Below are 22748 nucleotides of genomic sequence, written 5' to 3' on the forward strand. Positions count from 1 at the left end.
TGCCGGTTGCGCAGCCGGTTCAGACGCGATAGCCGACGCGCAAGCATTGCCAATCGCAAATAAACAAACTATTGCAATGAAACTTTGATACCAGACTTTCAACAAATTGAGCCAGACTCACCTGGTGGTCGCCATCAATGTGACAATCATACAGCAGGTTAATGCGTATCTTTACACAACGTACACGTCGTCACCAATCGCCCCAGCAAAGCTTCTGGAGCGACTGGCAACAACCATGTGTGATGGAGGCGCCTGAATTCTGTGCGATAATCACCTCGCTTAAGTCATCAGCCAAGCTCGGTGCGTACGGTATGAATTTAGAAAACAACCAAGAGGAGCCGAAAGCGCTTGCAAAGCACTATTGCTTTTGCCCGCGACAGTTCATGAAACGGCAGAACCGGTTAACCGCCAGGAAACTTGTTGCGCCGTTAGTGCTGGCGCTAGCGATTGTCAGTGTTCAACCCGGTGTTAGCTCGTCCAACGGAGACCTGTTCCTGCGACTGCAGACGACCAGAGACGCATTGTTGACACAGGAGCGCGACATACGCAAGTCTTATGACGACGTGACGCGTCAAATCGACGAACTCAGACAGAAGCAAGCTTTGCTTGATTCATACCTGACTCAGACACGTAACGCCATTCGAGATGTTGAAAGAGCTATGGGGAGTGCGCAATGAAGACGTCACAAAGTAGCAATCCAGTCAACTGGCTGTGCCTCGGATCACAGCGGATAGTAATTGGTGCAGCGCTCGCGGGTTGTTGCATCTCACTTCCGGCGGCACTGTCGGCAAATGCTGAATCGGCTTCAACAGAACCAACAACAACCGAAACTTCCAAATCGGCTAAGTCTGAATCCACCAGAGCTGAATCGGCCAGAAATAAATCGACAAAGACTGAACCGGGAAAAGCCGACCTGGCTGAATCTGAACCTGTCATAAAAGTCGTTAAACCATATGCCACGCAGGAGACCGAATCATCCAAAAGCGAAGCTCAAGACGTGCTCGACGTTCTGCTAATAATGGGCAAAGCCTATGCTAGCGGCGACATAGCCGGATACATCAAGCATCTCGACGATCACTGCAGTGTATTCGACGAGCATAAAAACCAGATGGTGAACGGTAAAGACGCAGTAATTGCGGCACTGAAAGAGAAGTTCGACAAGCGCTCACAGAAGGCCTCTGAACACATCATCTCTTACACTATCGATCAGCCCTACGTAAAAGTGACCGGAAAGACTGCGGTAGTGACCTATCGCGCCATCGAAGAAGTTGGCGGAGCGCATCCCCGAAAGTTGGAAGGGTCGATGAGCGACGTGTTTGAGAAAGAAGATGGGCACTGGATGAAAGTGCACCAGAGTGCTGTCTGGAAACGCATCAAGTAGTCTTACTCACAGACGAACAAAGACACGACGCGGCATTACTCGGCACTAGTCTTCGGGCTTATTCGTTTCATCGACGCGGTTTCTTTTCCGGCGTGGACGAGCCGACGGCTGTTCGCCTCTGTTCAAATTTTTTCGAGAGAACAAATCAAGCTGCACGTCAGGCGCAGGCTCGTTACTGAGCAAAAGAAGCTGAGAATTCTGCCGCGGCCAGAGATCAGAATCTGTCTGTCCCTGAGTTGCTACCTGATCCAGCTCTTCTTCGGCAGATTCATCGATGAGCATATCCTCAAGGGCTTCCTGATCGGCTGGAACCGGGAAAACCTCGACACCAAGCTCCTCTTCAACAAGCCAGAGCGGGAAGTTTTTCAAAGGTTCAGGCTTTTCAGACTCGCCTTTGTCGATCACCGCGAAATTGAAAGGAGACTCATCGTGCAAGTCTTCGCTTAAGTAATCGGGCAAAGCGACCTCGCTCTCGGACAAGACGTCAGCCAGATTCTCAGGCAAGACGTCCAACATATCCTCGGACAAAATGTCTTCCAGGTTATCAACGGATACTTCGTCCTGCTCCTCGGACAAAACGTCGTCGAGATTCTCAACCGGTGCGTCATCCTCGGACAAAACGTATTTCAAATTCCCAGGCGCATCTTGGGCGGAAAGATCGTCCTGGTTCTCAGGCGCATAATATTCGAGACTTTCATAAGCCTGCTTATTGTCTCGAGCCTGATAAGTCGTTTCTCTAGTGAACAAATTTACAGACGGTTCTGCAGTGGAAGGAAAAGGCAATTCAATAACATTGGTCGGTCGGAAAGTATTTTCGTCGAGTGGAACTTCAACAAACGAGCCAGTTTCGCCATAATGAGAGATAGGTACTTCGCTCTGAACTTCCTTAGTCAACTCGGCAGCTTCCGCTTCAACTTTATTGGGATTCAATCCCCAGAATTCGGCCGCTGTTAGATCGGCGCTTGGAAGCATGTTGGCGCCATCGATGACAGCTTCAAACTCAGTTGCGTAACGTGAGGCTTCCGAACAAAAGAGAGCGAGTGCTGAATCAAGCGCAATCTCGTTGCGGCTGACGATGGGCTGAAGGTCTTCATTCAGCCACACAAAACCACGTTGCAAAGGAAGCGGAAGCGCAACATCAGATGGATATACAACCAGCTTATCTGCGCGCAACGAAAAGCCGTTCCAGGACAAAACTTTTGCCAGTGCTTCCTGGACGATGGCACACTTATACGGCTGCGAAAAGAACAGAAAAAGCTGAACATCTCGAGAGCCGGAAGCCATATAGACTCTAGGTTTCAGCCCCAAACCGCCAAGCAATTCGATCAAATTTCGAAAAGCGCTGATTTCGAGATAAGGCGAGTGATCAGGCAATTCAATTGCCGCATACCTCGTTGTTCGATCGAATGAAACCGCCCTTATAACTGAGGAGCCATCACTGAGAGCCGCCATTATTTCATCGTCAGTAAGCAGATGAAATTGACTCATGCGGCGCCAGGAGCCTGACTCAGCGTTTCGAATCATGCTGTCGCCGCGAGCTGAAAACAGACTCAGAAATTGATGCCTGAACGCAGAATCGGGTTCGACATCAGACATGTCCGGATGGTTTTCAAAAGTATCGATTGGCTGCCGTTCTTTCTAGTTTTTAGTTTGGCACCACTGCCGGTGATGCAACCGCATCTCCACGCTACTAGATCGTAGGGCAAGAATGCGGAATGTTCAAGCTAAATTTAGTCATAGATGACGTTTTCGAGGAATTCTATACGCCGCGCATATACATCAAAGATCTAATACGGGTACTCGAGCTCAGAGTTTATCCGAGAGCTTCGGTCGAAGATCTGTGATACTGCCATCGGTGCGCTGCCAGGTCGATCCGAAAATGCCCCGATCGACCAGCTCTTCGTAAACTGTAAAAACGCACTTCCCAGGACCAACGCCCGCCTCTTCCAGCAAAGGTTGAGTCCACTTGCGTAATGTGGCGATACGAGGAGCACTGCCAGTTACCACCCATATTGGATATCCGGTTTTCAAAAAGGCTTTGATTTTTGGCTCCCAATGCCGCGTCTGCCTAAAGTTACCAGTATCGATCTCCAGCAAAACTTTGATTGGATCCAACCCTGGATATCTAAAAGCTATGGTGGCATCCGCCTGCTCTTCAAGATTAGTGAGATCACCAGACAGTTCCTTCCAGAACTCTCGCCCGGTCGTAAACTCTAAATCAAGCAGAAGATTCTTCCCCTCGGCGTCTTCCATGGCCAGACGCACGTCAACAAGACGCAAAAAATGCTCTTTGTGATATGTGTGCGGTGGACCAGTGGGAATTGATTCCCAGGAGATACCCCGGTTTTGCTCCAGCGCCTTGGCACCGGCTGTAGTCAGAAAGTAAATCAGCTCAGGTCTGCCACGACCTTCCATGCGTCCGCTAGAAGTCGACCCGGTAAATCCGGCTTGTTGAAGACGGCGCAAGCGCTTTCTCGCGGTTTCATAGCTGATATCGGGAAAGCAAAGTTTGGCAAGCTGACTGGAAGCCACGGTGCGGTGAAGATAGAGCTGGACAAGAGCCCAAATGTCACGCTGCATGAGCACCAAACTTTTCTTTTTGGGCTTAGGCTTAGCCAGTTTGTCCATAAAGCAAAGGGTCCCTGAAGATCTTTACGTAGAGGGTCAACATTGACAAGTGAGCCTTGCCGATTTACTACCCCACAATTAAATTGTATGCCAACTAATGACGAACTAACCAACTAATTATTCGAATTAGCGAAAATCTGAAATGGCGACCGATAAAATAGCGAGCTGCTGTAATTTCGCACCACAGGTAATGCCAAACGGACAGGATCTCAAGAGAGCACTGCGCACGAAGACCTTGATACCCGCATAAACAGCACAATGAAACATTTGCCTGGCGTAATCAAGACTCAACAATAACGTCCTATACTTGCACGAAAGCTACTGGGCACCCAGCCAGCATCATCTGCATGGCAGCGGCACTTAGAGCGGAAGCGTAAGTGCAAAGGAAATACCGATGAAAACTCCGAAATTGGCTAAAGCGGCAATAGCACTTCTGGCCTTAGCAACTTGTTTGACGTCCACAAACGCGTTCGCCGCCGAAAGCACGATGCCAATGCCTCCATATACTGACGATGTGAGCCCCGACCTCGCCAAGCTCTATGTCTTTACTCAAGACGGAGACTATACAAAAGCATTGAACATGCCAACTTACGAGTGGCTGCCTGCAGATACGACCCAACCCTTAAAAGCGATAATTCTGGGAGTACACGGGCTCACCCTGCACGGACGCCGCTTCAGAGTGATCGCCCGTTCGCTGGCCATTCACGGCGCTGGTTTCGTGTCGCTCGACATGCGCGGGTTTGGTCGCTGCAAATTTGATGACGAGCACAAATTCAGCACCAAAGATGATGACAAAACCCGAGTCGATCACGAGAAAAGCTATCAGGCAATTGTGCAGCTGGCCACTCTAATGAAACAAAAATATCCAGACGTGAAGCTAATCGCGCTGGGTGAAAGTCTCGGCTGTACATTTTGCGTTCGTCTTGCAGCAGAGCACCCTGAGCTGATTAACTCGATTGCAATTTCTGCTCCGGCTGTGAAAGTCAATAAGGACATGTACTACGGAAAAGGTCAGATTAAGCAGGGCGTTAAAGCATTGCTCAACCCCGACCATGAAATCGATCTGAAGCCATTTTTCGCTGATCTCTGCTCCAGTCGTCCAGAGGTTCAAAAGGAAATGATGGACGATCCGTTGATTCGAAAAAAGCTGAGAATCAAAGAACTGCTGTCAACAGACAAATTTGTCGACAAGACTGCGGATTACGGCAAGAATACAAGCCCCGATCTGGGTGTGCTAATTCTGCAAGGCAGTGCAGACGGCTGCGTTTCGCCCAAGCACGTAACAGACTTGATGAATGCCATGCCATCCATTGACCAGACACTTGAATGGCGCGGAAATTATGGACATCTGCAGCTGGAAACAGCGTTTATGCGTGCCCAGACAATTTCAGGCCTAGCCAATTGGCTGATAGCACACGGCAAAGATCAGCAAGCAAAAATTGCCGGATTCCAGAGCGAGATCAAACAGCTCGGCGGAACGCTCTCCAAATAAGACGAGAAGTAGAAGATTTAGAATTCTACGTTTGCGGTCTTACCGCCGCCTCTTTTCGCCTGCTGTGGTTGCTGTTGCGTGTAGCCCAGGCGCGATGGGTCGAGATTGAAGCTCGTCATCGGCTGACGACGTCCGCCTTGCAAGACACTGTTCGGTTGTTCACCGGGAGCTTGATAAGCGTTCCCTGAAAGTGCTTGTTGAGCAGCCTCGGCTATCTGCGCTGGAGTGTGAAATGGAGATTGCTTCCTCGCAGGTGATGACGGACGTTGCGGAATCTCGGCTGTTGCCGGTGGTGCCGCTAGTGCCGGCATTGGAGGTAACTGCGGCTGCCCGACTGCTGCTCCGACCCCCGCTCCAACTGGCTGGGGAGCGTGTTGAGGAGCGGCGATAGTCTGTTGCGCATGGTTCATCACAACGGCAGACGTAGCCAACTCAGCTTGTGGTTGAGGCTGCGGAGCCGCTGACTGAGCGGGTCCAATGAACTGCCCGCATTCGATGCAGAACTTACCCTTACCTGCTGCTTTGCTGCAACTCGGGCAAATGCGCACGCCGTTCACGGTTGTAGCTACCGCTGATGCTGGAGTCGCACCAGGAGCTGGTCCCGGCTGAACGAAGGATGGCATGGCCGGCGGTGCTGCCGGTACCGTGGAAGGGAATGGTGGCAACGCCTGGGCAATTCCGTTTGCCGCTTGTGACGCAGCTGCAGCCAGGTCTGGCATCTCACCCAATTCTGGTGGTGTCATATCAGGCATCGGCTCATTGCCGATTTCCGCACCCGGAGTAGGTTTTCTGCTCGATACGTTGTGCAACAAGTGCAGTCTGGCGATCTCTTCAATTCCGCGCAGGTCGACCATGAGTGGCTTAACTTCACCGAACTCAGGGTCACCGGCAGGAGCCAGATAGACGAGCGCGTGATGTTTTTCCATACGCTTGATTGAGTCTGTGTCGACTCGAGCTACAACTTGTTGTGAGTGAATTCTGTTCCAACTGGTCGGGAAGATACCGAAGCCGGTCGCCATGTAGTGGTCTGAAATACCGGGAACGACTACCGCGTGTTTTCCAATTTCTTGCGAGAAGAATGCCGCCGTGGTTTCGTCTGCGTTGTGCAAGCAAACACGAACCGCACTGTTGGAGAAAATCGTTTTGATTTCCGAACCACCTGCGCCACTGCCGGCCGCATCTTTGCTGCTTCCGCCACCACCGCTTATCTGCGAGATGTTCTGCAGGATAACGGTCAATCCGCCGTTGGCACCACGAACGATAGCTGACAATCTGCCTGCCAGGTCGATATTCAATGTTTGATATTCGTCGAAGAATGCAAACAATGGAAGTACAGATTTCGTACCGTATCTGGTGTGCAATGCTTGTTGGAGCTGATAGACGAAGCAGGCAGCAAGTGACTCTGCGTCTGGACCCATCGATGCAGGAGCACCGAAGATGAGCACTGTCGGGTGGTGCATCGAAGCGCGAATGTCTACGTTGGATTGTTCAGTAACGCGCAGAACGCCTGGGTTCTTGAACATTCTCAAACGACCGCGAACACCCTGAATGTTCTTGTCCCAATCTGAGTCTGTGCGGATGATTGAGGACAACATCTGCGTCAACTCGCTCAACTCGCCAGGATCGATTTCGGGATTGTTCTTCAGGCGACGCAACGACTCAACGATGTTGCGGCGGTTGTTGACGAGACGCATCAGACCGCGCGGGTTGCATGGCAGCGGCGTCACTTCCGAAGCTTGTCCGTTCTCGTCTTCACCTGATACCGAGATAGCACCCCACTTGAGCAATTGAGTCAGACCAAAGATATAACCGTGGTCGCGCTCTGCCCAGTGTTGCTCTTCCGGTGGAAGTGAGTTGACGTCTTGAACGATTGAAGATGCAAATTCAACAGCGCTGAGATCGAGTGGATTCCAGTGAATCGAGCCAGAGTCGAGCGGGTTGAAATAGAGTGTGTCGAAACCGGCGTGTTCAGCTTCCGGCAAAATTGTGTATTTGAAACCTTCGCGCTTTTCGTCGAGATTGGGGTCGTTGGCTTTTGCTTCCAGGGCGATGACAACGCACGGCTTGGCGAGCAAGGCTTTAATCACGGCTCTCATCAAGGTTGTTTTACCTGAACCAGACGGAGCTACGATGAACATGTTCTTGTTTGGAAGTCTGCCCATCGGAATCGTGACGGGAAGGTGGGTGCGCGCAAGGAATCCGAACGGCAAAACGGTACCGTCTTGCTCGGACCAGGTGGCATTAGGATTGCGCTTGCCGAGACGTCCATGTCGACGCAAGTTAGGAGGACATAGATATGAACGCTCGTAGTCGCGTGGATTCATCAAGCCGGATGGCGGATTGAATGTGCGAATTGTCTGCCATGGGAAGAGTCTCTTCTTGTGCGCAGCAGCGATGATCAACGCGAGCAAAACTAGAGTTGGCAGCAAAATTGCAATCGAAGTGGCATCCAAAAATCCGTGACTCGGACGACCAAGCGACATTTGATTGACGTGGTTTGGATTGCCTTCCATACGCAGGTTCTTGCCCTGAATGGCTTGTCCTGCTGTTGGACTGATTCCCACTGTCTGGTTATTCAACGGCGAGGCGCCAGGCGCAGCGAGCGGATTGCTTGCCATCGGGTTGGCTGCCATCGGGTTGGCTGCCATCGGGTTGCCCATCGGGTTGCCTGCAGGCGAGGCTGTGGCTGAGAGCAAGTCGGCTCCGCCGCCAGCAACACTGCGAGCGCCTGGTTGAACCAACGGGTTCGAGCCAGGCTGCTGAGGTAAAGCTTGAGGTGCCATAGGTGCGGGATATCCGCCCATCTGACCGGCTGCACCGGGTACTGGAGCACCAGTCGGGGCCATGCCCATCTGACCTTGAGGGTAGGGGCTCGGCGTTGGCTGATAGCCACCGTAGCTGCCACCCACAGGCATCGCGTATCCACCGGCTGACTGACCAGCACTGAAGCCGGGTGCCATCGACGTTCCGCCCATGCTCGACTGCATCTGCATGCGTCGGTCATATTCCTTGGAACTTATGACTTCATTGGTTTCAGTGTCTTTGTATCGAACGCAAACGCCACGCTCGTCTAACTGTGGTCTCCAACTCATTGGAATGTTGCTCCAGAAGAAACTATTGCACTTTCCCGGTATTGTGCAGAAATTAATATGGGTCGTCTATGGTGGAATGCCCCCAAACTTTCGGTCTCAACTTAATGCTGTGGGAAGCTTACGGCTAGCGCGAATTCGAGCCTGAACGAGGTTCAGGCAGGAAGAGCCCAGAAGGCAAGCAGGATTAGGGTTGCAAGAATCAGCCAGGCTATCGAGATTCGCCTCCCGGCTCCTTGCTCAGAGGAAACAGACTGCTCGGCAGGGAAATTGTCCAAAAATTCCGCCGAGATTTTATCTTCTAATTCCTTATCAATCTCCGCATCAGCGCAGTTAGCTTCTCTTTCGAGCTTCGCTCTTTCGTGCTTCTCCACCATATCTGCAATAGCTCGGCGATCGAGCATGGTTTTGGCGACGTACTTCCTCTTTCTCAAATTTGAGAAGTCAGCTTCGAGAAGTGTTCTTTTGCAATTGGCTTTTACATTGCTCCCGGAAAGCGCTGGCTCACCTGGTCTACCCGGCGGGTTACGCCCTGGCTGCGGTGCTCCGTGCGCTGGTCCCAGGGTTTCCCACTCGGGGATGTGTTGTTCTATCAGTGTTTTCTTGCAAGTAGTTTTTTCGGTGCCCGCGAGACGCGGGCGCGCCAGGTCGTACCTTGCTTCATTCAGCTTATCATCGGTGCCCGCGAGACGCGGGCGCTCCATGTCGTACTTTGCTTCATCGTCGCTGCCTGGACGGCGAGGGCTCTCCATATGAGTCATAATCGGATGCTCCGGCTACAGGCACCGTAAATAAGTGGGGCAACAACTAATCCCGTCCGCCTGTATTCCTATTGTTAGAACAAAGATGTATCAATCGTGTTTATGCCGCAAACCTCTGTGGCGGTACTCCACAGCTTCAATATTTTCTGGCTCTTCCTGACCTACTGCCAGGGCTGAAACATTGGATTAACTGTACTTCGAAGCTCCTAATTACCTCAGGATTGATGTTTCATGAAGTAACGACCCACTCAGGAATGAATAAATGAATTGCCAACACTGTGGATGCTTTATTCAGCAAAACGAGAAAAAGTGTTCCAAATGCATTGGTCATTTTTCTACGTCATTGTTGACTATGGCAAACACAGCTCGACAGACGGAAGAAACAGATTCACTTAAGCGCTCAATTATTGAAAACGACACGAAATTCTCAAAATCGGACAAGGCTTTGCTTGCGGCTCAAACAGCTGCTCTATCAATGACTTTTGAACGGGAGCATGTCACTCATGAGCTTCACTATGCATCATTTGTTGAGCGCGTCTTTTCTGGAGTCATAGATGCAGCGCTCCTGACAGTATCCGAAACTGTATTGATTTGTTCAATAAATTTCCTCTTCCCGCTCGAACGCGACCTCTGGACAATTGCTTTACACACGGCGTTACCGATGCTTATCAGCTTTATGTATTACCCTCTGCTTGAAAGCTCGAACTGGCAAGCAACGTTCGGCAAGAAATTTCTGGGGTTAATGGTGACTGATATAAGAGGCCGCAAACTAACCTTAACGCGAGCACTCTTTAAACAGACCTTACAAGCAGTAACTGCAGCAATTCTTTTTGGATCTATCATTTTCCTGTGCTCTTCCTATTCATTTCACAGCGCGTCGGAGCCAACAGGTCTGCTCTTTGCAGGAGTTTTTGTTGCCAACCTGCTCTACTTCGGCATGCACAGCGCCATCGTTTTCACGGAGAAGAAGCAATCTGTTTTCGACAAGATAACTGGTCGCCTGGTTCACAAGCGCAAACGCATCACTTGAGTCGAAATTGACGCAGGATTGATTTATACGGCGCAACCGTCTAATCTTGCATTACTCAGGCTAGACCCTGGTATTTCCGCTTGGAGGCTTCACTGTGAAAAAGTTCCAACTTTTTATTCTGACTGCACTAACCGCAACGGCAATGTCACCATCTGCGGTGCCAGCTAACGAATTAAAGCCCAGTGCGTCACCACACCCGGTGCAAGGAAATAATTTTGGAGTGATCACGTCTTATGCCTGCGGATCCGGCTCGGCAACATACATGTCGGGACCAGGCAAGGCGGGGTATCTCTTAAAAAACACAAACCATACCTATGGCTGTCAGGGCACGCCCACAGGCGGTGGTGCAGGCGTAAACTATTTCACAGAGAACGTCACCCTGATACCGTTCTCGAACATGTCATTTTCTCTTCGTAATGGCAAAAACGGAACAGTGAATGTTTATTTGATTACGCAAAACGCTCCCTATCCCACCTACTCGGTATCTTTTTCCAACTTGCAGGGCGCCGATTTCACAGTTTCACCGGCTCAATTCAACCCACCGGTAGCCGTCGGTACCCAGGTACTGGGTGTCGTACTGGACGCAAATCCGTGCCAGCAAGTGACAATCAAGAACGTCGCAATAAATGGAACACCCGGCGTTCTGCAAGTGCACGGGGGCACTAGCTGTCCAGTGTTCATTACCTGCCAACAGCCGAATTGACTTCATTCGAATCAGTGCTCTGAGTGTCCATCTTGTTGAACACAAGTCGGACACAACTTGCCTTTAGATTAAGCTGGCTTTCAGTTTCTACGGAGCATACTATGTTTAAAGAGTCGTTCGAAAAATCGGACGGCGGTATCAGTCATGAGCAAAAAACCGCCCTGGCAGCCGACTTTACTAGTAACAACAATGTCCAATTGTTCCGCACCGTCGATCAGAGCTTGAATTTTAGCTCCGACAAAAAGTATCTGGTCTTTGATACAAGATGTATCTATCCAGAGCCAGAACTACCTTCAAGCCCCGAGTTCGACAAACTCAACACTCATCACAGCAGATACGGGGAAGAGTCTCTTTCTCGTCGCGAAATTACAAAAGGTGCATTCGATCTTGTTGTAGCTTCAAACACGAACGGCAACAATAAAGTTGATCTCAACGAATGGCTAAATGTAGCGCCTATGCTCGGATACGACAGACAAGAAGCGATATCAGCCTATGGAGAGGGTGTTAGAGAAGCCAATGAAGGCAAGTCGCTTTACCAAATTACTAAAGACCTTATTACACCAAAGATAATGGATGCCGCTGACATTGATGATGACGGCAGAATCGATCGATATGAATTCGACAACTGGCTAACTGATATTGTCAATCATCGCCACAGACCCTGTCACCCCGAGATTCCAAACTTTCCGCCATCCTATGGACCACCTGAACCGCCGGATTCTCCAGAGCCGTCGGTGCCTCCAATAGACATACCGCCTGTAACTGTTCCCCCCATAGACGTGCCGGTGCCGCCACCAGTTCAAATTCCGATCGAGCCCCCCACAACACCAACCTTACCAACGAACCCGCCTCCCGAGACACCGCCAGTTACTAATCCCAATCCATCACCAAATAAAGGAACAGACCTGTCTTCTCTAATTACAGCGGGTGATTCCGGTGTAACCTCAAATGAACTGCAACACGCTAGAGATATCGCCAACGCAATGCCTGAGGAAATGAAGAAAACACTTCTTGCCAATCGCATAAGACTGAGTGTTCAGAGTGGCTATAGATCAGGCGAAGCTCAAGGTCAGAACTCCGGTATGGATGGAATGTTCTATGCCGACAGCGGTATGGCAGATCAATCCGAAGTACACGAACTCTACGAGATGTATGGTCAACTTACGTCCGGTGGAGCCGGCAGTTGGAGCGATTCCAAGGCTGTTACGCTGGCAGACAACGGCATGAGAGCAGCCGGACCGTCGGTCTACCATGAGGGAGATTTGAACGACACAATCGGAAATTTGACAGGTGACGGCGATCACTTGAGCAATGCTTTCACTGCCGACTTTTTTGCCACTCATCCCGAGCTCTATAAAGATCGCTACGGGCAAGACACACTAGCATTGGTGGCACAAGACGATCCCAATCTCACCGCCTACATCGCCCAGGTAACAGGATTGAGCCAGGCCTAGGTTCCTCCCACACCGGGGGTCTCGGTAATGCCCGCGATTCGGTAGCCCTCGGGCAATTTCTTCACCAGATACTCCATCTTCACAGGTCGGGCTCGCGCTGGTTTGCCAGCCACCTGCAAGATCTGCTCACCTTCGACATAAATTACTACAGAGCCATCAGCCTGATTCTGACCGGCAGAAACCTTCTTCGCGTTGAACGAACTCTGCAAACCAGACTCAACCACTTGCTTTGCGGTATCGGCAGTCCAGATGCTTTGACGATAGGCAGTGGCGCATTCGGGGGTCATGTAAGCAATTGCCTTTTCCTGACTATCTTGCGCAGTGGTTGCACTGAGGTCCCAAACCACCGGTAACCAGGTGGAAACGAGATTGAGAGCCATGTTCGGATCTGCGAGTTCATACTGCTGTCCCGCCGGCGGCTGCCCTGGTTGCGGCGGCACACCAGCAGCGGTGGCGCCATCACCATCGCGTGGCACATAGCCGCTGCGCGGTGCTCGACCATAACCAGCATCAGGGTCTTTAGTCCACGCTGGTCTCTGACGCGCCTTCATAGCACGAGGATCAGGCTGCGGCATAACCAACATTGTGAAGAGCATGCCTGCCATGAGCCCGGCAAATCCAACCATGATCAATGTAAGTTTGTATTTTTCCCCAGCTTGATAGTCGAACATTACCCCGTACCTGACGAATGTTTTCGGTCAATTTCGCGATTAGCTCCTTAACCGAAGGCAAGCTCTTTAGCCTGCTTTTAGAAGATCCGGACTGAACGTCTCCGGTGTTATTCCCTGCCCCAACAAATGGCAGGCCCAACGAGAGTCTCCATTGCACAATTCAATCATACGCGAACGCATAGGTTGATCTGTGTTTGGTTCAGTTGTGGCAACCCAGTACATGAAGCGAGGCACAACCAGCTTTACGACACCTCTCGACAGCTTGTGATAGATAAGGAATGCATCCGAATACTCTCTGTTTTTACGAGTCAAGTGCCCAATCGCTGACATTTCTTGTGGCGTCAAACCGCAAGCATCGCGAATAGCATCGAAGTTGCTCGGGTCGTTACCGAGAATGATCTTCATCGAACTGTTGGTCGCGAGGTTGCGGGCGCGATCGTCTTTCAACAGGTCGCCGAGCTCCTGCGAGATGCCTATGAAAAATAGCCCCAAGTGGCGTGATGTACGTGAAGCGTCTTCAACCAGCGTCTTACCGCCTTCGTAACGAAGCAGTCTCCACAACTCGTCTATACAGAATACAAAACGAGCCGGTTTACCTTGAGCCATCTTTTCAGCCTTATGCTGGGCGGCTCTTCTCAGAACGAAGTCCGAAACGAACAGCGTCACGACACCTTCGAGAGTCTTGTCGTGTGCCAGATCGGAAGTATCGAACACCATCAACTGAGCATCCATTGGAATTGATGTCGGACCGTCGAACAACTTGCCGAAGATTGCGCCTTTGCAGTAGAGACTGAGTCTGTTAGCCAGATCTTCACAGGTCTCAGCGCGTTTACCAGAGTTGGTCATCTGCTCATTTTTGAGCCATGCCACCAGATCCGATTCATAGGGAATACGACCCTGAGCCGCACAACTCTTATAAATTGCCTGAATGCCCTGCATCAAAATCGGCTTTTCGTCTTTTGACATTGACTGCTCGCCGCGCTCTCCCAACATAACCGAGTGGAAGTTGAGAATTTTGATGATGTGCGATTCGGGCGGATTAGCAGGGTCAATCGCCTTGCCGTCATAAGTGGTCAAAGGCAAGTCATAGAGATTTATGCAAACCGAACCATCCGGACCCAAACGAATATAAGCAGTATCGTCATAGACTTCAGTGAGCATGCGATAGCTGCCGGAACGGTCGATAATCACAGTCTTGGCGCCAGCCAGAGTCTTCATTTGAATCAACTGTTGGGCAACCATGGATTTACCTTCCCCTGGTTGACCGAATACGATACAGAGAGCGTTCGGTAATTTTTCATCATAAGCGTTTAAGAAAACCGGTTCTAGAGTCTCTTTCGAGAAGCCCAGCCAGTCTCCCTTTTCCGAACCCAATTTGGCATGAACAAAGGGAAATGAATTTCTTACTGTCGGTGTTCTCACCGCTTTGCCACGGCGGGTGGTGTCAATTCCCAGCCCAGGCAAGCTGCCAATAAAGAGATTCTTTTGCTCGTGATAGCCAACAATGAAGCGAGCACCACGGCATTGTGGTGCGGCAGAACGGACATACTCAGTAGCGCGATTCAATTCTTCGAGCGACTCTCCGTTGAGAGTGAAATAGACAGCGTAATTGAATACTTCCATGTTGGATGTATACAGCTCAGAGCCTATGTTTGCGGCTTCTTGCGCTTTTTCGGCTTCTTCCTGGTTCGGCGCAGAGCGCGGTCCCATGATGCCCTGATAAGTGTTGGCATGAGATTGTGCCTGCTTGCGCTGCATCCTCTTACGGAACAGATCTTTGTCTAGCTTGTGCGCAAAAATATTCATGCGCCATTCGCAATTCAAGCGCAAAAGCGGCTGTAACCAAAGCGGTCCAGTGCGCTCAGGCAGTCTGTTCATGTAGAGCGAACGAATGAACTTAGCTTTCTCTTCCTTGTTCTCGTCGAGTTCGGTCATCTCGGAGATCACGATATAGTCAGGCTTGCTGAAATCATATCGAGACTCGGTCAATTGCTGACGAATCGTAGCCGGCTCCATATCCGGAAAAACGCGACGCAGACCAGGAGGAATTGGTTGTTGCTTCGGTCTCTGCGGAACAGGCAATGTCTCGACAGGATCCGCGCCGGTCTTGGGATTAAGCTCTGCATAAAGCATGCGGAAGTATTCAACGGCACCGATCGGTCGCGCCGTCATCCCGCAGTTACCGAGCTGCGACACATATCCTTGCGCACGTTGAATTAACGTCGTGACGTTCTTGAGGTGACTACCGACTGTCTGTCGCGAGGCCTGGTTTGTGAATACATCAAGTACGTTGCCGACAGCACGGTCGATCCAGCCCTGCTTCGCGGGCTTTTCTTTGGGAGGACGATAACAGAAGGTGACATAGAATTTGAGTTCAGGGATGAAGTTTTTGGAAAGAAGAAACGCTGCATCGTTTTCCACAACTTTTGCGACGTACTTGAGAAACTCATCATTTTCAACAACCTCGACGGGATGACGCTCGAAATACTCTCTTTTACTTATGTTGTGGCAGACGATAGTCAGCTGGACCGATGTATCAATGCCGTTCAAGAAGCCGGTGAAGTGGTTCATCAGAGACACCAGCCGCACTTCATCGAATCCGCTTACATGCACACCATCCAACTCGAAACAGCAACGGTATGTGCCGTCTTTCAAAACTACGACACCGAGCCCTGATTGATCGTCCTGGAACAAGTCCCACAAAGGAATCAGTCCGGGAGCTGATGGGTGCGGTCTGGGCACCGAGAGCGGTGGCAGTTTGGAGAGACCTTCCGCAGAGTATTGCTCTTGCGGCTGTTTCTTAAGGAGGTTAAGTATGCTGCTGGGCTTACGTAAGTTATCAGAGATTGAGGAAACCATGGGGTGATTACTCACTAAAATCGGGGAGTTGTTCATCGAGCAGGAACCTTACCGGATTAGGGTCAGGTCCTGGAATCAGGACTTGAGAGGTCATATAGAAGTTAAGCAAATTTTCCCAGTAACCAGTTGAATGGTTCAGGGTCACCAGTGAATAAACGGGACCGCACAGACCGATGAATATACAGATGTCGAGCCGTAAATCATGGCCGAAGAATGGCGTTTCGTTCATCCAAGAATAAATCTGAGTCGACGCTATCAAGCTAATCAGGATAGCAATGAGTTGATCAAAGCGCATCCCAAAGAGCTTTGGCGAGTCTTCTAAGTTTAGGGGTGTGATATCTTCCATCGACTTATTCTTTCGTTTTTGGATTCTCTGTGGACTGGGTTTCCGGGTTTAGGACTGGTTGGGCTTGGACTGGTTTGGGTTGGGTTGGATGCTTCCTGGGACTCCGTCTATTTAATTTTAGCTGCTTCCGTAGGACACCTGTTCGAATTGACTATGCGGACAAAATTTGCGGAATGTTGATGTAGCCCTCGTACTGCTGGTTTGGCTGGACTCCGCCTGGTCTTGCCGCTCCGCCGGGAGGAGTTGGCATGCCGGGTCTGGCGTAACTTTGAGGCTGGTTGTTGCCATAATTCTGCGGTGGAGTCGGCTGAGCAGGCTGAGCCGGTTGCGGAGGAATCTCATATTTAGTGTATGTCGGTTGCTGAACCGGTTTGGGCAGAAAAATTTCTTCCACCAGATGCGGTGGCAGGGTGACAATCTGTGCCTGGTGGGCAGCCGCCATCTGTTTTTGATGTTCGACGAGTTGCTTTGGCAGCAACGAACGGCGGTCGACAACGTTGAAATAACCAAGAGCCGCATCGAACTCACCCAACTGGCGGAGAATTTCGCCCATTATGTACGAGTAGCGATTACGGTTGCCTGTCCACGATTCATCAAGCAGAGCCTCTTGAAGCTCCTGCGCAGCCAACGTCAGCCAGCGAGTATTATCAGCCTGATACTCAGCAGAACCTGTGGTACCGGCAAGGACGTGACACTCACGGGCACACCAGGCGCCATTAAGAGCCAGATTGGCTCGGTCAAGGCTGTGAGAGCCGTTGTTTCGACCGGTCAAGACGGCATGGGCAAACTTTTTGGAGAGCTCGATATCCGGCGTGTCAGGCACCAGCTCAGGCAATATGTAATGCGATGAGAAAGCGCTGAACCACCAGGCATAGATGCAGGAGGGACAAACCGCTACAAAGGAAGCGCGGATAATCGGGTCGGGAAGAACTCTGTGCAGATCGGCTTCGACCTGGCTATCGCGAGTCATATTGGGCAACCGAGTCACATTCGGGGTGGCGAAAACTGTGTTGCACGCGGGGCAAATCACTGACTCAGGACGTAGAACGAAATTTTCAATAACAAGCATGGTGATACTTCTCGACAGCAATCCGATGCCTATAGATTAGGCGGTACTCAGGCACGGGTAAATCGGGGAAAGTCCCATGATCGGCTGAAATTTATCTTCCAGCATGGGGAAAATACGGCGATCTGTAACGGTTGTCGTTACTGACAGCCAGGTTGTTTTGAAGGTAGTAAGGCAGGATTCCATTTTTTAGAAACGATCTCTTCCAAATCACCCGATGGGCGATGAGCAAAAATGATCCATATATGCTTTAGTTTACCCGCGAATCAAGATCTTTGGGAGCCAAGCGTCTTATAAGATTTCATATTAATTCTGAAAGTCAAAAATTCAGGTTGACGAAATCCCGTTGTGGGTCAGCCAAATTGACCGAAAAGAACTTCAGCTCCAGGTTGCTTGCCGTGCTCAAATCAGCTTCAGCATCGCTGGACCGGCCCAGGTCTTTATAAACAGCCGCACGCTTTTCAAAGACCGGCTTGAATTCGGACAACTTTTCACACGCAAAATTGAGGTTCACTAGAGCAGCATCCAGGTCACCCTGTGCGTGCTGGGCATATGCTCGGCAGAATTCAGAGGCACCCTTCGATGCGCCAAACCAGTCATCGAAGCGCTGAGCATCCTCTAACGCCTCCGCATACCGACCAAGTTCAGTCAGACAAATAGACCGGTAAAACAAGAACACTTTCGAGGCTCTGTGCGAAAGCAAAAAATTGAGGTCGTCGAGCGCAAGCTGCCAGGATTGTAAGTTAGCATAGCCGTACGCACGATAGACCAGAGCCTCATAGCCGTCAGGATCACAATCGAACGCAGAGGTCGCATCTTCGACACAATGATCGAACTGACCGATGGCAAGGTAGCACCCGGCTCTTTGAATATAGGCGTCGAACTTTCCGCCAGTCAGTTCTATGACTCGACTGCAGTCAGGAATTGCTTTCTCTGGGTTACTCTTTCGCTGACAGTAAGCTCTATTGCTGTAAGAGACCCACCGCTCCGGATCAATTTCAATTGCTTTCGTGCACTCGCTGATCGCACTCTCGTTGTCATTCAATCTCTCGAATATTTCGGCGCGACACAAATATCCATCAACATTTTCAGGGTTGTGCTTCAGCGCTTGCTCGACAAACTTGAACGCTCCATCAAAGTCTTTATCGCGGATACTATCATAGGCGCAATCCAGGAGTTTCCGAGCTTGAATTCTGTTGTAAGCTGTGGCCATCATCGTCCCTTTTTCGCCAGTTTGAGCTCTTAGTACACATTTCTAAGTTTACCCTTTGCTGACGATTCTCGAAGGAAGTTAGATCTGGTACATGACGCCACACCACAAAAAACAAAAAAGAAACCCAAGCACTATATTCGATACCAGAATAGATAGTCAGCAAAATTTCGATTCCGAACACCAACTAAATCTTAAACAGCAACCGAAAAGCTCTGCCTGTATACATGCACACGATTTTCGCAAATTCGTGAAATAGAAAAGTATCCAACAAAATTTTATCAATAGTCGAAAGTATCAGATGTGCAAAGCAAAAATTTAAGGCATCACAAATGGTGACATCAATACACAAGCAGATCACTCGAACACAGACTGAGAGCCAGAAAGCAGAATCAGGCTAAAACCAGAAAACAATCACTCAACGATTTCGAAGCAGAGAAATTCAAATTGTATTATTGACATGCGACACAAACATTGCTATGTTCAAGTTGCCCAAAACATAGACCTAGTGCCGAGACATCTGACTCTAAGAGATAGAGTGAGAAATCCATTTCGGCAAGATCAGGAAGGTGCCGAATGTCTCGACCACCCGCAGCTGCTGCGTTGGAACACTGTCAATTACCAATCGAAAATGTTGGTGCACCGCGGTTAGCAGAGCACGTGTACGCGCAGACTGCATCAAACTGGACGCGCGAACGGCCGATTGCACCAGACAATATCGATTGTCTCGATTTCTCACCTTGCATCTATCCACGCGAAGCACCTATCGCTACCGATCAATTGCCTGCTGCAACGCCCGAACAAATACGAAGCTCATTAGACAATGCCACAAGCATTACATTCACCAGCGCAGCAGACAATAATCGAACCGGACAACAGCCAGACTTCTTCCTTGGCGCTGACGGAGTTTTACGTGCTAATCCCAACAAGAAAACACCTAATGCCGATGGCTCCATTAACATTGAATTACAAGCAAAAAACAAGTACGACACTGATGCAAAGAAATTCGCCGATCAGCTGCAGAAAGCAGCCATAAAGGATTTGATCAGCTACTTCAGTAGAAGTAATCCTGGGGCAAAGATTCCACAAGATTGGCTGGATCAACTCAGCAAAGAGCCTGACTTACCACCACCACCGGTGCCCATTGCAATTGACACTCCTGCCCCTTCAGACTTACCAGCGCCCCAACCGCAACAGCAAACACAGGAGCAGCCGCAGCCGATCAATCAGCAGTCTGTACAAAACAATAATTTTGGCGGCGGCGACAACGCTTCGATTAGTAATTCCCAGAGCGGCGGTGGCGGCGGTGGCGGCTACAGCGGAGGAGGCGGCTACAGCGGCGGCGGTGGTGGCGGTGGACACTTCGTTAGTGGCGGTGACAGTGGAAGTGGTTCTTCACACGCCGGTTCGAATGCTGCAAGCGGATCGGACAAACTTAGTAACATCAGAACAATAGTTGAGGTAGCAAAGGAAAAAGGAATCGACCCTGCATTAGCCGTCGCCACTGCCTACATAGAAACGGGTGGCACTTTCGACAACAAAATAGTTGGAGACAATGGACATAGCATCGGACTTTTCCAGCTCAACGACCAGGGCGAAGGCTATAACATCCCTCTGGCAGCCAAGGAAGATCCACGGCAGAATGCCGAAATTGCACTCGGTGTGATGTCGCAATATCTAAACAAGGCAACCGACTATAACGGCGATGGCACCATAAGCGGTGGCGAGATAGCAGCATCAGCACAGCGTCCTGCAGATCAAGCAGGCTATGCGCAGAAAGTCGACGCTGCTATTCCACAAGCGAAAGCACTGATAGACGAGGCGGAAAAAGCACCACAGATCGTCGATATGCCGGTCGGAGCATGGGGTGGTTATTCCAATGGTCAAATCCCAACCTCGGCTCTTGAAAGTGTTTATGGATTCAAAGTTGCGCCAGGAGTTGCAGATAATCTAACGGCGCTCTTAAATGCCGCTCAGCAGGCAGGAGTGTGGGACCCTAGCGAAAAATATGCAACAGGCACCTACCGCACCTACGATCAGCAGGTGAGCCTCTATGCTCAAAAAGGACCAGACTGGGCAGCTACTCCCGGAAAGTCAATGCACGGATGGGGCGAAGCCATAGACTTCACGATGAACAATCCGCAACTGATCAGCTGGCTAAAAGATAACGCCGAAAAATACGGATTCAAAAATCATACGAAAGAGCCGTGGCACTACAGCACCAGTGGAAATTGAAACGTGCCATATAGTCGACACTACGACTTCTCACTGTAAAGGAGCGGATGTAGAATAGACTGAATAGTGTCTCGTAGATCCGCATGAACGAAAAGATACAAGATTCAGACATAGTGCTTAAAAACACGGATGAGTTCGCAACAGAACCATCCGAAACTCAGCTACCCGGCTTCCATGACTTAAGGTTAATCGCAAACGGCACATCCGGCTACGTTTACTCTGCGCGGCGTGACATCGACAACAAAGCCCTCGCCGTCAAAGTCTACGAGAAGTCGCTCATACCAGACGCAGATGCGGTCAGACGCTTCGAACATGAAGTGAGTACTCTTCAACAGTTATCACATCCGAATATAGTCAAAATTTTCGGCTACGGCACGACCGAGTCAGGACAGCCATACATCGTCATGGAGAACGTCGAAGGGAAAAACCTTCGCAAACTACTCAGCGAAAACGGTGCGCTCGAAACAAATCGTGCGGCCACGGCTGCCAGAGAAGTTTGTCGAGCACTGATCGCAGCACACGAACGGGGCATCATCCACAGAGATTTGAAGCCAACCAACATTATTCTGGACGACAGAAACATAGCAAAAGTCGTTGATTTCGGCATAGCCAAAGCAGTCGGTTCTGCAAATGATACCATTACCGAATATGGTGCCATCATAGGCACCCCGGCTTACATGAGCCCTGAGCAATGCTTAAATCAGCGTACTGACGAAAGGTCAGATATCTATTCTCTCGGTTGTACTTTATTTGAGTTGCTGACAAATGAGAAAGCATTCGAGGCGGAAACAGCCATCACTGCGCTGGCAAAACAAATCAACAAAGATCGCAGTCACCTCAAACCAGTTCTTGACAGACATAAAATTCCTCCTGAGCTTCAACAGATAGTGCTGAAGTGCCTCGAAAGGAATCCTGAGAATCGGTACAACACCGCTCTGGAACTTGATCATGCTCTAAGCGGATATCTGTTGCAGGTCGAACAAACGCCAGCAATCAGTGCCAAAATGAGCACAAGCACTCAAACTATTCTCTGTGTCTGTGCTTTGATTGCTGTCCTGGTTGTATTTGAAACGGCGTTATTCCACGCCCGAGAGACGATAGAAGCAGATCCAGGACACCCTATGCCGACGTCAAATGTAAGTGTAGTAGGCACGACCAACGGATCAGAGCTGAAAACAGTCGAAATCAAAAATCGTCTTACAGGCGCGGTGATCTTTTCAGAATCTGCTGTCGGATTGAACATTAAAAGGGCTGTCAAAGATGCAGCCAGCAAAGGGGTTTCGCTAGCATATGCCGATCTGAAGAATGCAGACCTGACTCAGGTGGAGTTGAATGACGCAAATTTGCACTTGGCTGACTTGACCGACGCAAAGCTTATACAAGCCCGGCTCTCGGACGACAAGTTCGACGGAGCCATTTTGACTGGAGCCAACTTGAGCCAGGCAAATCTAAACAGATGCACTTTTCGCGATAGCAAAATGAGTTCCGTAGACCTTGTCCAAACACAAGCTCCATTCACGGATTTCCGGGACGCGGATCTGACTAATGCAAAACTGGTACAAGCGAACTTAACCAACTGTGACTTGAGAAACGCAGATCTAACCGAAGCAAAATTTTCGCAGGCTCGATTTGCAGGATCAAACATTACCAATGCAAAGATGGCTTCCAACGATCAGTTTAACAAACCTGACATTAAAGGCAGCACTATAAATGGTGTCACTATTAGATAGGCGTACTCGGAATGAGCACACAACAACAGAGGAACAAAATATTCGTAGAGCAACTCTGACTCAACCGACTATGAAGGAATTCAGCGCCAACTC

At 50.1% G+C, this 22748-nt stretch carries 17 protein-coding genes; 8 read left to right on the forward strand and 9 right to left on the reverse strand.

The features are described 5' to 3' along the window. Positions 1-161: 161 nt before the first annotated feature. Together EKK48_15985 and EKK48_15990 are read left to right on the forward strand one after the other, a co-directional pair. Positions 162-677, forward strand: a complete 516-nt coding sequence (locus tag EKK48_15985; GenBank protein RTL40756.1) for a hypothetical protein — start codon at positions 162-164, stop codon at positions 675-677. Then, the gene (locus EKK48_15990) at positions 674-1381 is read left to right on the forward strand and encodes a nuclear transport factor 2 family protein (GenBank protein ID RTL40757.1); all 708 of its coding nucleotides are present in this window, start codon (positions 674-676) and stop codon (positions 1379-1381) included. Before EKK48_15985 ends, EKK48_15990 begins: the two co-directional genes overlap by 4 nt. 45 nt (positions 1382-1426) lie before the next feature. On the opposite strand, the gene EKK48_15995 is transcribed toward EKK48_15990, so the two are convergent. Together EKK48_15995 and EKK48_16000 are read right to left on the reverse strand one after the other, a co-directional pair. After that, positions 1427-2977, reverse strand: coding sequence for a hypothetical protein (locus EKK48_15995; GenBank protein ID RTL40758.1), 1551 nt, complete (start codon positions 2975-2977; stop codon positions 1427-1429). A gap of 210 nt (positions 2978-3187) precedes the next feature. Beyond that, positions 3188-4009, reverse strand: a complete 822-nt coding sequence (locus EKK48_16000) for a hypothetical protein (protein RTL40759.1) — start codon at positions 4007-4009, stop codon at positions 3188-3190. Positions 4010-4403: 394 nt separating this feature from the next. Between EKK48_16000 and EKK48_16005 the strand changes: the two genes are divergently transcribed. Further along, on the forward strand, positions 4404-5501 hold the full coding sequence (locus EKK48_16005) for an alpha/beta fold hydrolase (protein RTL40760.1): 1098 nt from the start codon (positions 4404-4406) through the stop codon (positions 5499-5501). Between the two features lie 17 nt (positions 5502-5518). Here EKK48_16005 and EKK48_16010 read toward each other — a convergent pair whose 3' ends face one another. Beyond that, positions 5519-8593 carry a hypothetical protein gene (locus EKK48_16010; protein ID RTL40761.1) on the reverse strand — a complete coding sequence of 1025 codons (3075 nt, stop codon included), beginning with the start codon at positions 8591-8593 and terminating at the stop codon, positions 5519-5521. A 152-nt stretch (positions 8594-8745) separates the two neighbouring features. Further along, positions 8746-9351, reverse strand: coding sequence for a hypothetical protein (locus EKK48_16015; GenBank protein ID RTL40762.1), 606 nt, complete (start codon positions 9349-9351; stop codon positions 8746-8748). Between the two features lie 262 nt (positions 9352-9613). Here EKK48_16015 and EKK48_16020 point away from each other — a divergent pair, with 262 nt between their 5' ends. From EKK48_16020 to EKK48_16030, 3 genes are all read left to right on the forward strand, one after another. Further along, positions 9614-10381, forward strand: a complete 768-nt coding sequence (locus EKK48_16020; protein RTL40763.1) for an RDD family protein — start codon at positions 9614-9616, stop codon at positions 10379-10381. 94 nt (positions 10382-10475) lie between these two features. Continuing rightward, a complete protein-coding gene (locus EKK48_16025) occupies positions 10476-11084 on the forward strand; it encodes a hypothetical protein (protein RTL40764.1) in 609 nt (202 codons plus the stop codon). A 101-nt stretch (positions 11085-11185) separates the two neighbouring features. Next, positions 11186-12538, forward strand: a complete 1353-nt coding sequence (locus tag EKK48_16030) for a hypothetical protein (GenBank protein ID RTL40765.1) — start codon at positions 11186-11188, stop codon at positions 12536-12538. On the opposite strand, the gene EKK48_16035 is transcribed toward EKK48_16030, so the two are convergent. The 5 genes from EKK48_16035 to EKK48_16055 all read right to left on the reverse strand — a co-directional run bounded on the left by EKK48_16035 (position 12535) and on the right by EKK48_16055 (position 18696). Beyond that, positions 12535-13209 (reverse strand): hypothetical protein, encoded by a 675-nt coding sequence (locus EKK48_16035; protein RTL40766.1) that lies wholly within the window; start codon positions 13207-13209, stop codon positions 12535-12537. The two genes, EKK48_16030 and EKK48_16035, sit on opposite strands and share 4 nt — an antisense overlap. A 66-nt stretch (positions 13210-13275) precedes the next feature. After that, positions 13276-16104: a hypothetical protein gene (locus EKK48_16040; GenBank protein ID RTL40767.1), complete on the reverse strand. Its 2829-nt coding sequence runs from the start codon at positions 16102-16104 to the stop codon at positions 13276-13278. Next, entirely contained in the window at positions 16076-16414 is a 339-nt protein-coding gene (locus EKK48_16045) for a hypothetical protein (protein ID RTL40768.1), read from the reverse strand. The genes EKK48_16040 and EKK48_16045 overlap by 29 nt, the downstream gene beginning before the upstream one ends. Before the next feature lie 151 nt (positions 16415-16565). Further along, positions 16566-17483: a hypothetical protein gene (locus tag EKK48_16050; GenBank protein ID RTL40769.1), complete on the reverse strand. Its 918-nt coding sequence runs from the start codon at positions 17481-17483 to the stop codon at positions 16566-16568. A gap of 316 nt (positions 17484-17799) precedes the next feature. After that, on the reverse strand, positions 17800-18696 hold the full coding sequence (locus EKK48_16055; GenBank protein ID RTL40770.1) for a hypothetical protein: 897 nt from the start codon (positions 18694-18696) through the stop codon (positions 17800-17802). Positions 18697-19266: 570 nt separating this feature from the next. Here EKK48_16055 and EKK48_16060 point away from each other — a divergent pair. Both EKK48_16060 and EKK48_16065 read left to right on the forward strand, forming a co-directional pair. Next, positions 19267-20925, forward strand: a complete 1659-nt coding sequence (locus EKK48_16060) for a hypothetical protein (GenBank protein RTL40771.1) — start codon at positions 19267-19269, stop codon at positions 20923-20925. An 83-nt stretch (positions 20926-21008) separates the two neighbouring features. Beyond that, positions 21009-22655: a hypothetical protein gene (locus tag EKK48_16065; protein RTL40772.1), complete on the forward strand. Its 1647-nt coding sequence runs from the start codon at positions 21009-21011 to the stop codon at positions 22653-22655. The last annotated feature ends 93 nt before the right edge of the window (positions 22656-22748 follow it).

The organism is Candidatus Melainabacteria bacterium, assembly GCA_003963305.1.
Taxonomy (GTDB): domain Bacteria; phylum Cyanobacteriota; class Vampirovibrionia; order Obscuribacterales; family Obscuribacteraceae; genus PALSA-1081.

Excerpts from the sequence above, each read along its gene's own strand:
- EKK48_15985 (RTL40756.1), top strand. The coding sequence starts at position 162 with ATGCGTATCTTTACACAACGTACACGTCGTCACCAATCGCCCCAGCAA.
- EKK48_15990 (RTL40757.1), top strand. The coding sequence starts at position 674 with ATGAAGACGTCACAAAGTAGCAATCCAGTCAACTGGCTGTGCCTCGGA.
- EKK48_15995 (RTL40758.1), bottom strand. The coding sequence starts at position 2,977 with ATGTCTGATGTCGAACCCGATTCTGCGTTCAGGCATCAATTTCTGAGT.
- EKK48_16000 (RTL40759.1), bottom strand. The coding sequence starts at position 4,009 with ATGGACAAACTGGCTAAGCCTAAGCCCAAAAAGAAAAGTTTGGTGCTC.
- EKK48_16005 (RTL40760.1), top strand. The coding sequence starts at position 4,404 with ATGAAAACTCCGAAATTGGCTAAAGCGGCAATAGCACTTCTGGCCTTA.
- EKK48_16010 (RTL40761.1), bottom strand. The coding sequence starts at position 8,593 with ATGAGTTGGAGACCACAGTTAGACGAGCGTGGCGTTTGCGTTCGATAC.
- EKK48_16015 (RTL40762.1), bottom strand. The coding sequence starts at position 9,351 with ATGACTCATATGGAGAGCCCTCGCCGTCCAGGCAGCGACGATGAAGCA.
- EKK48_16020 (RTL40763.1), top strand. The coding sequence starts at position 9,614 with ATGAATTGCCAACACTGTGGATGCTTTATTCAGCAAAACGAGAAAAAG.
- EKK48_16030 (RTL40765.1), top strand. The coding sequence starts at position 11,186 with ATGTTTAAAGAGTCGTTCGAAAAATCGGACGGCGGTATCAGTCATGAG.
- EKK48_16035 (RTL40766.1), bottom strand. The coding sequence starts at position 13,209 with ATGTTCGACTATCAAGCTGGGGAAAAATACAAACTTACATTGATCATG.
- EKK48_16040 (RTL40767.1), bottom strand. The coding sequence starts at position 16,104 with ATGAACAACTCCCCGATTTTAGTGAGTAATCACCCCATGGTTTCCTCA.
- EKK48_16045 (RTL40768.1), bottom strand. The coding sequence starts at position 16,414 with ATGGAAGATATCACACCCCTAAACTTAGAAGACTCGCCAAAGCTCTTT.
- EKK48_16050 (RTL40769.1), bottom strand. The coding sequence starts at position 17,483 with ATGCTTGTTATTGAAAATTTCGTTCTACGTCCTGAGTCAGTGATTTGC.
- EKK48_16055 (RTL40770.1), bottom strand. The coding sequence starts at position 18,696 with ATGATGGCCACAGCTTACAACAGAATTCAAGCTCGGAAACTCCTGGAT.
- EKK48_16060 (RTL40771.1), top strand. The coding sequence starts at position 19,267 with ATGTCTCGACCACCCGCAGCTGCTGCGTTGGAACACTGTCAATTACCA.
- EKK48_16065 (RTL40772.1), top strand. The coding sequence starts at position 21,009 with ATGAACGAAAAGATACAAGATTCAGACATAGTGCTTAAAAACACGGAT.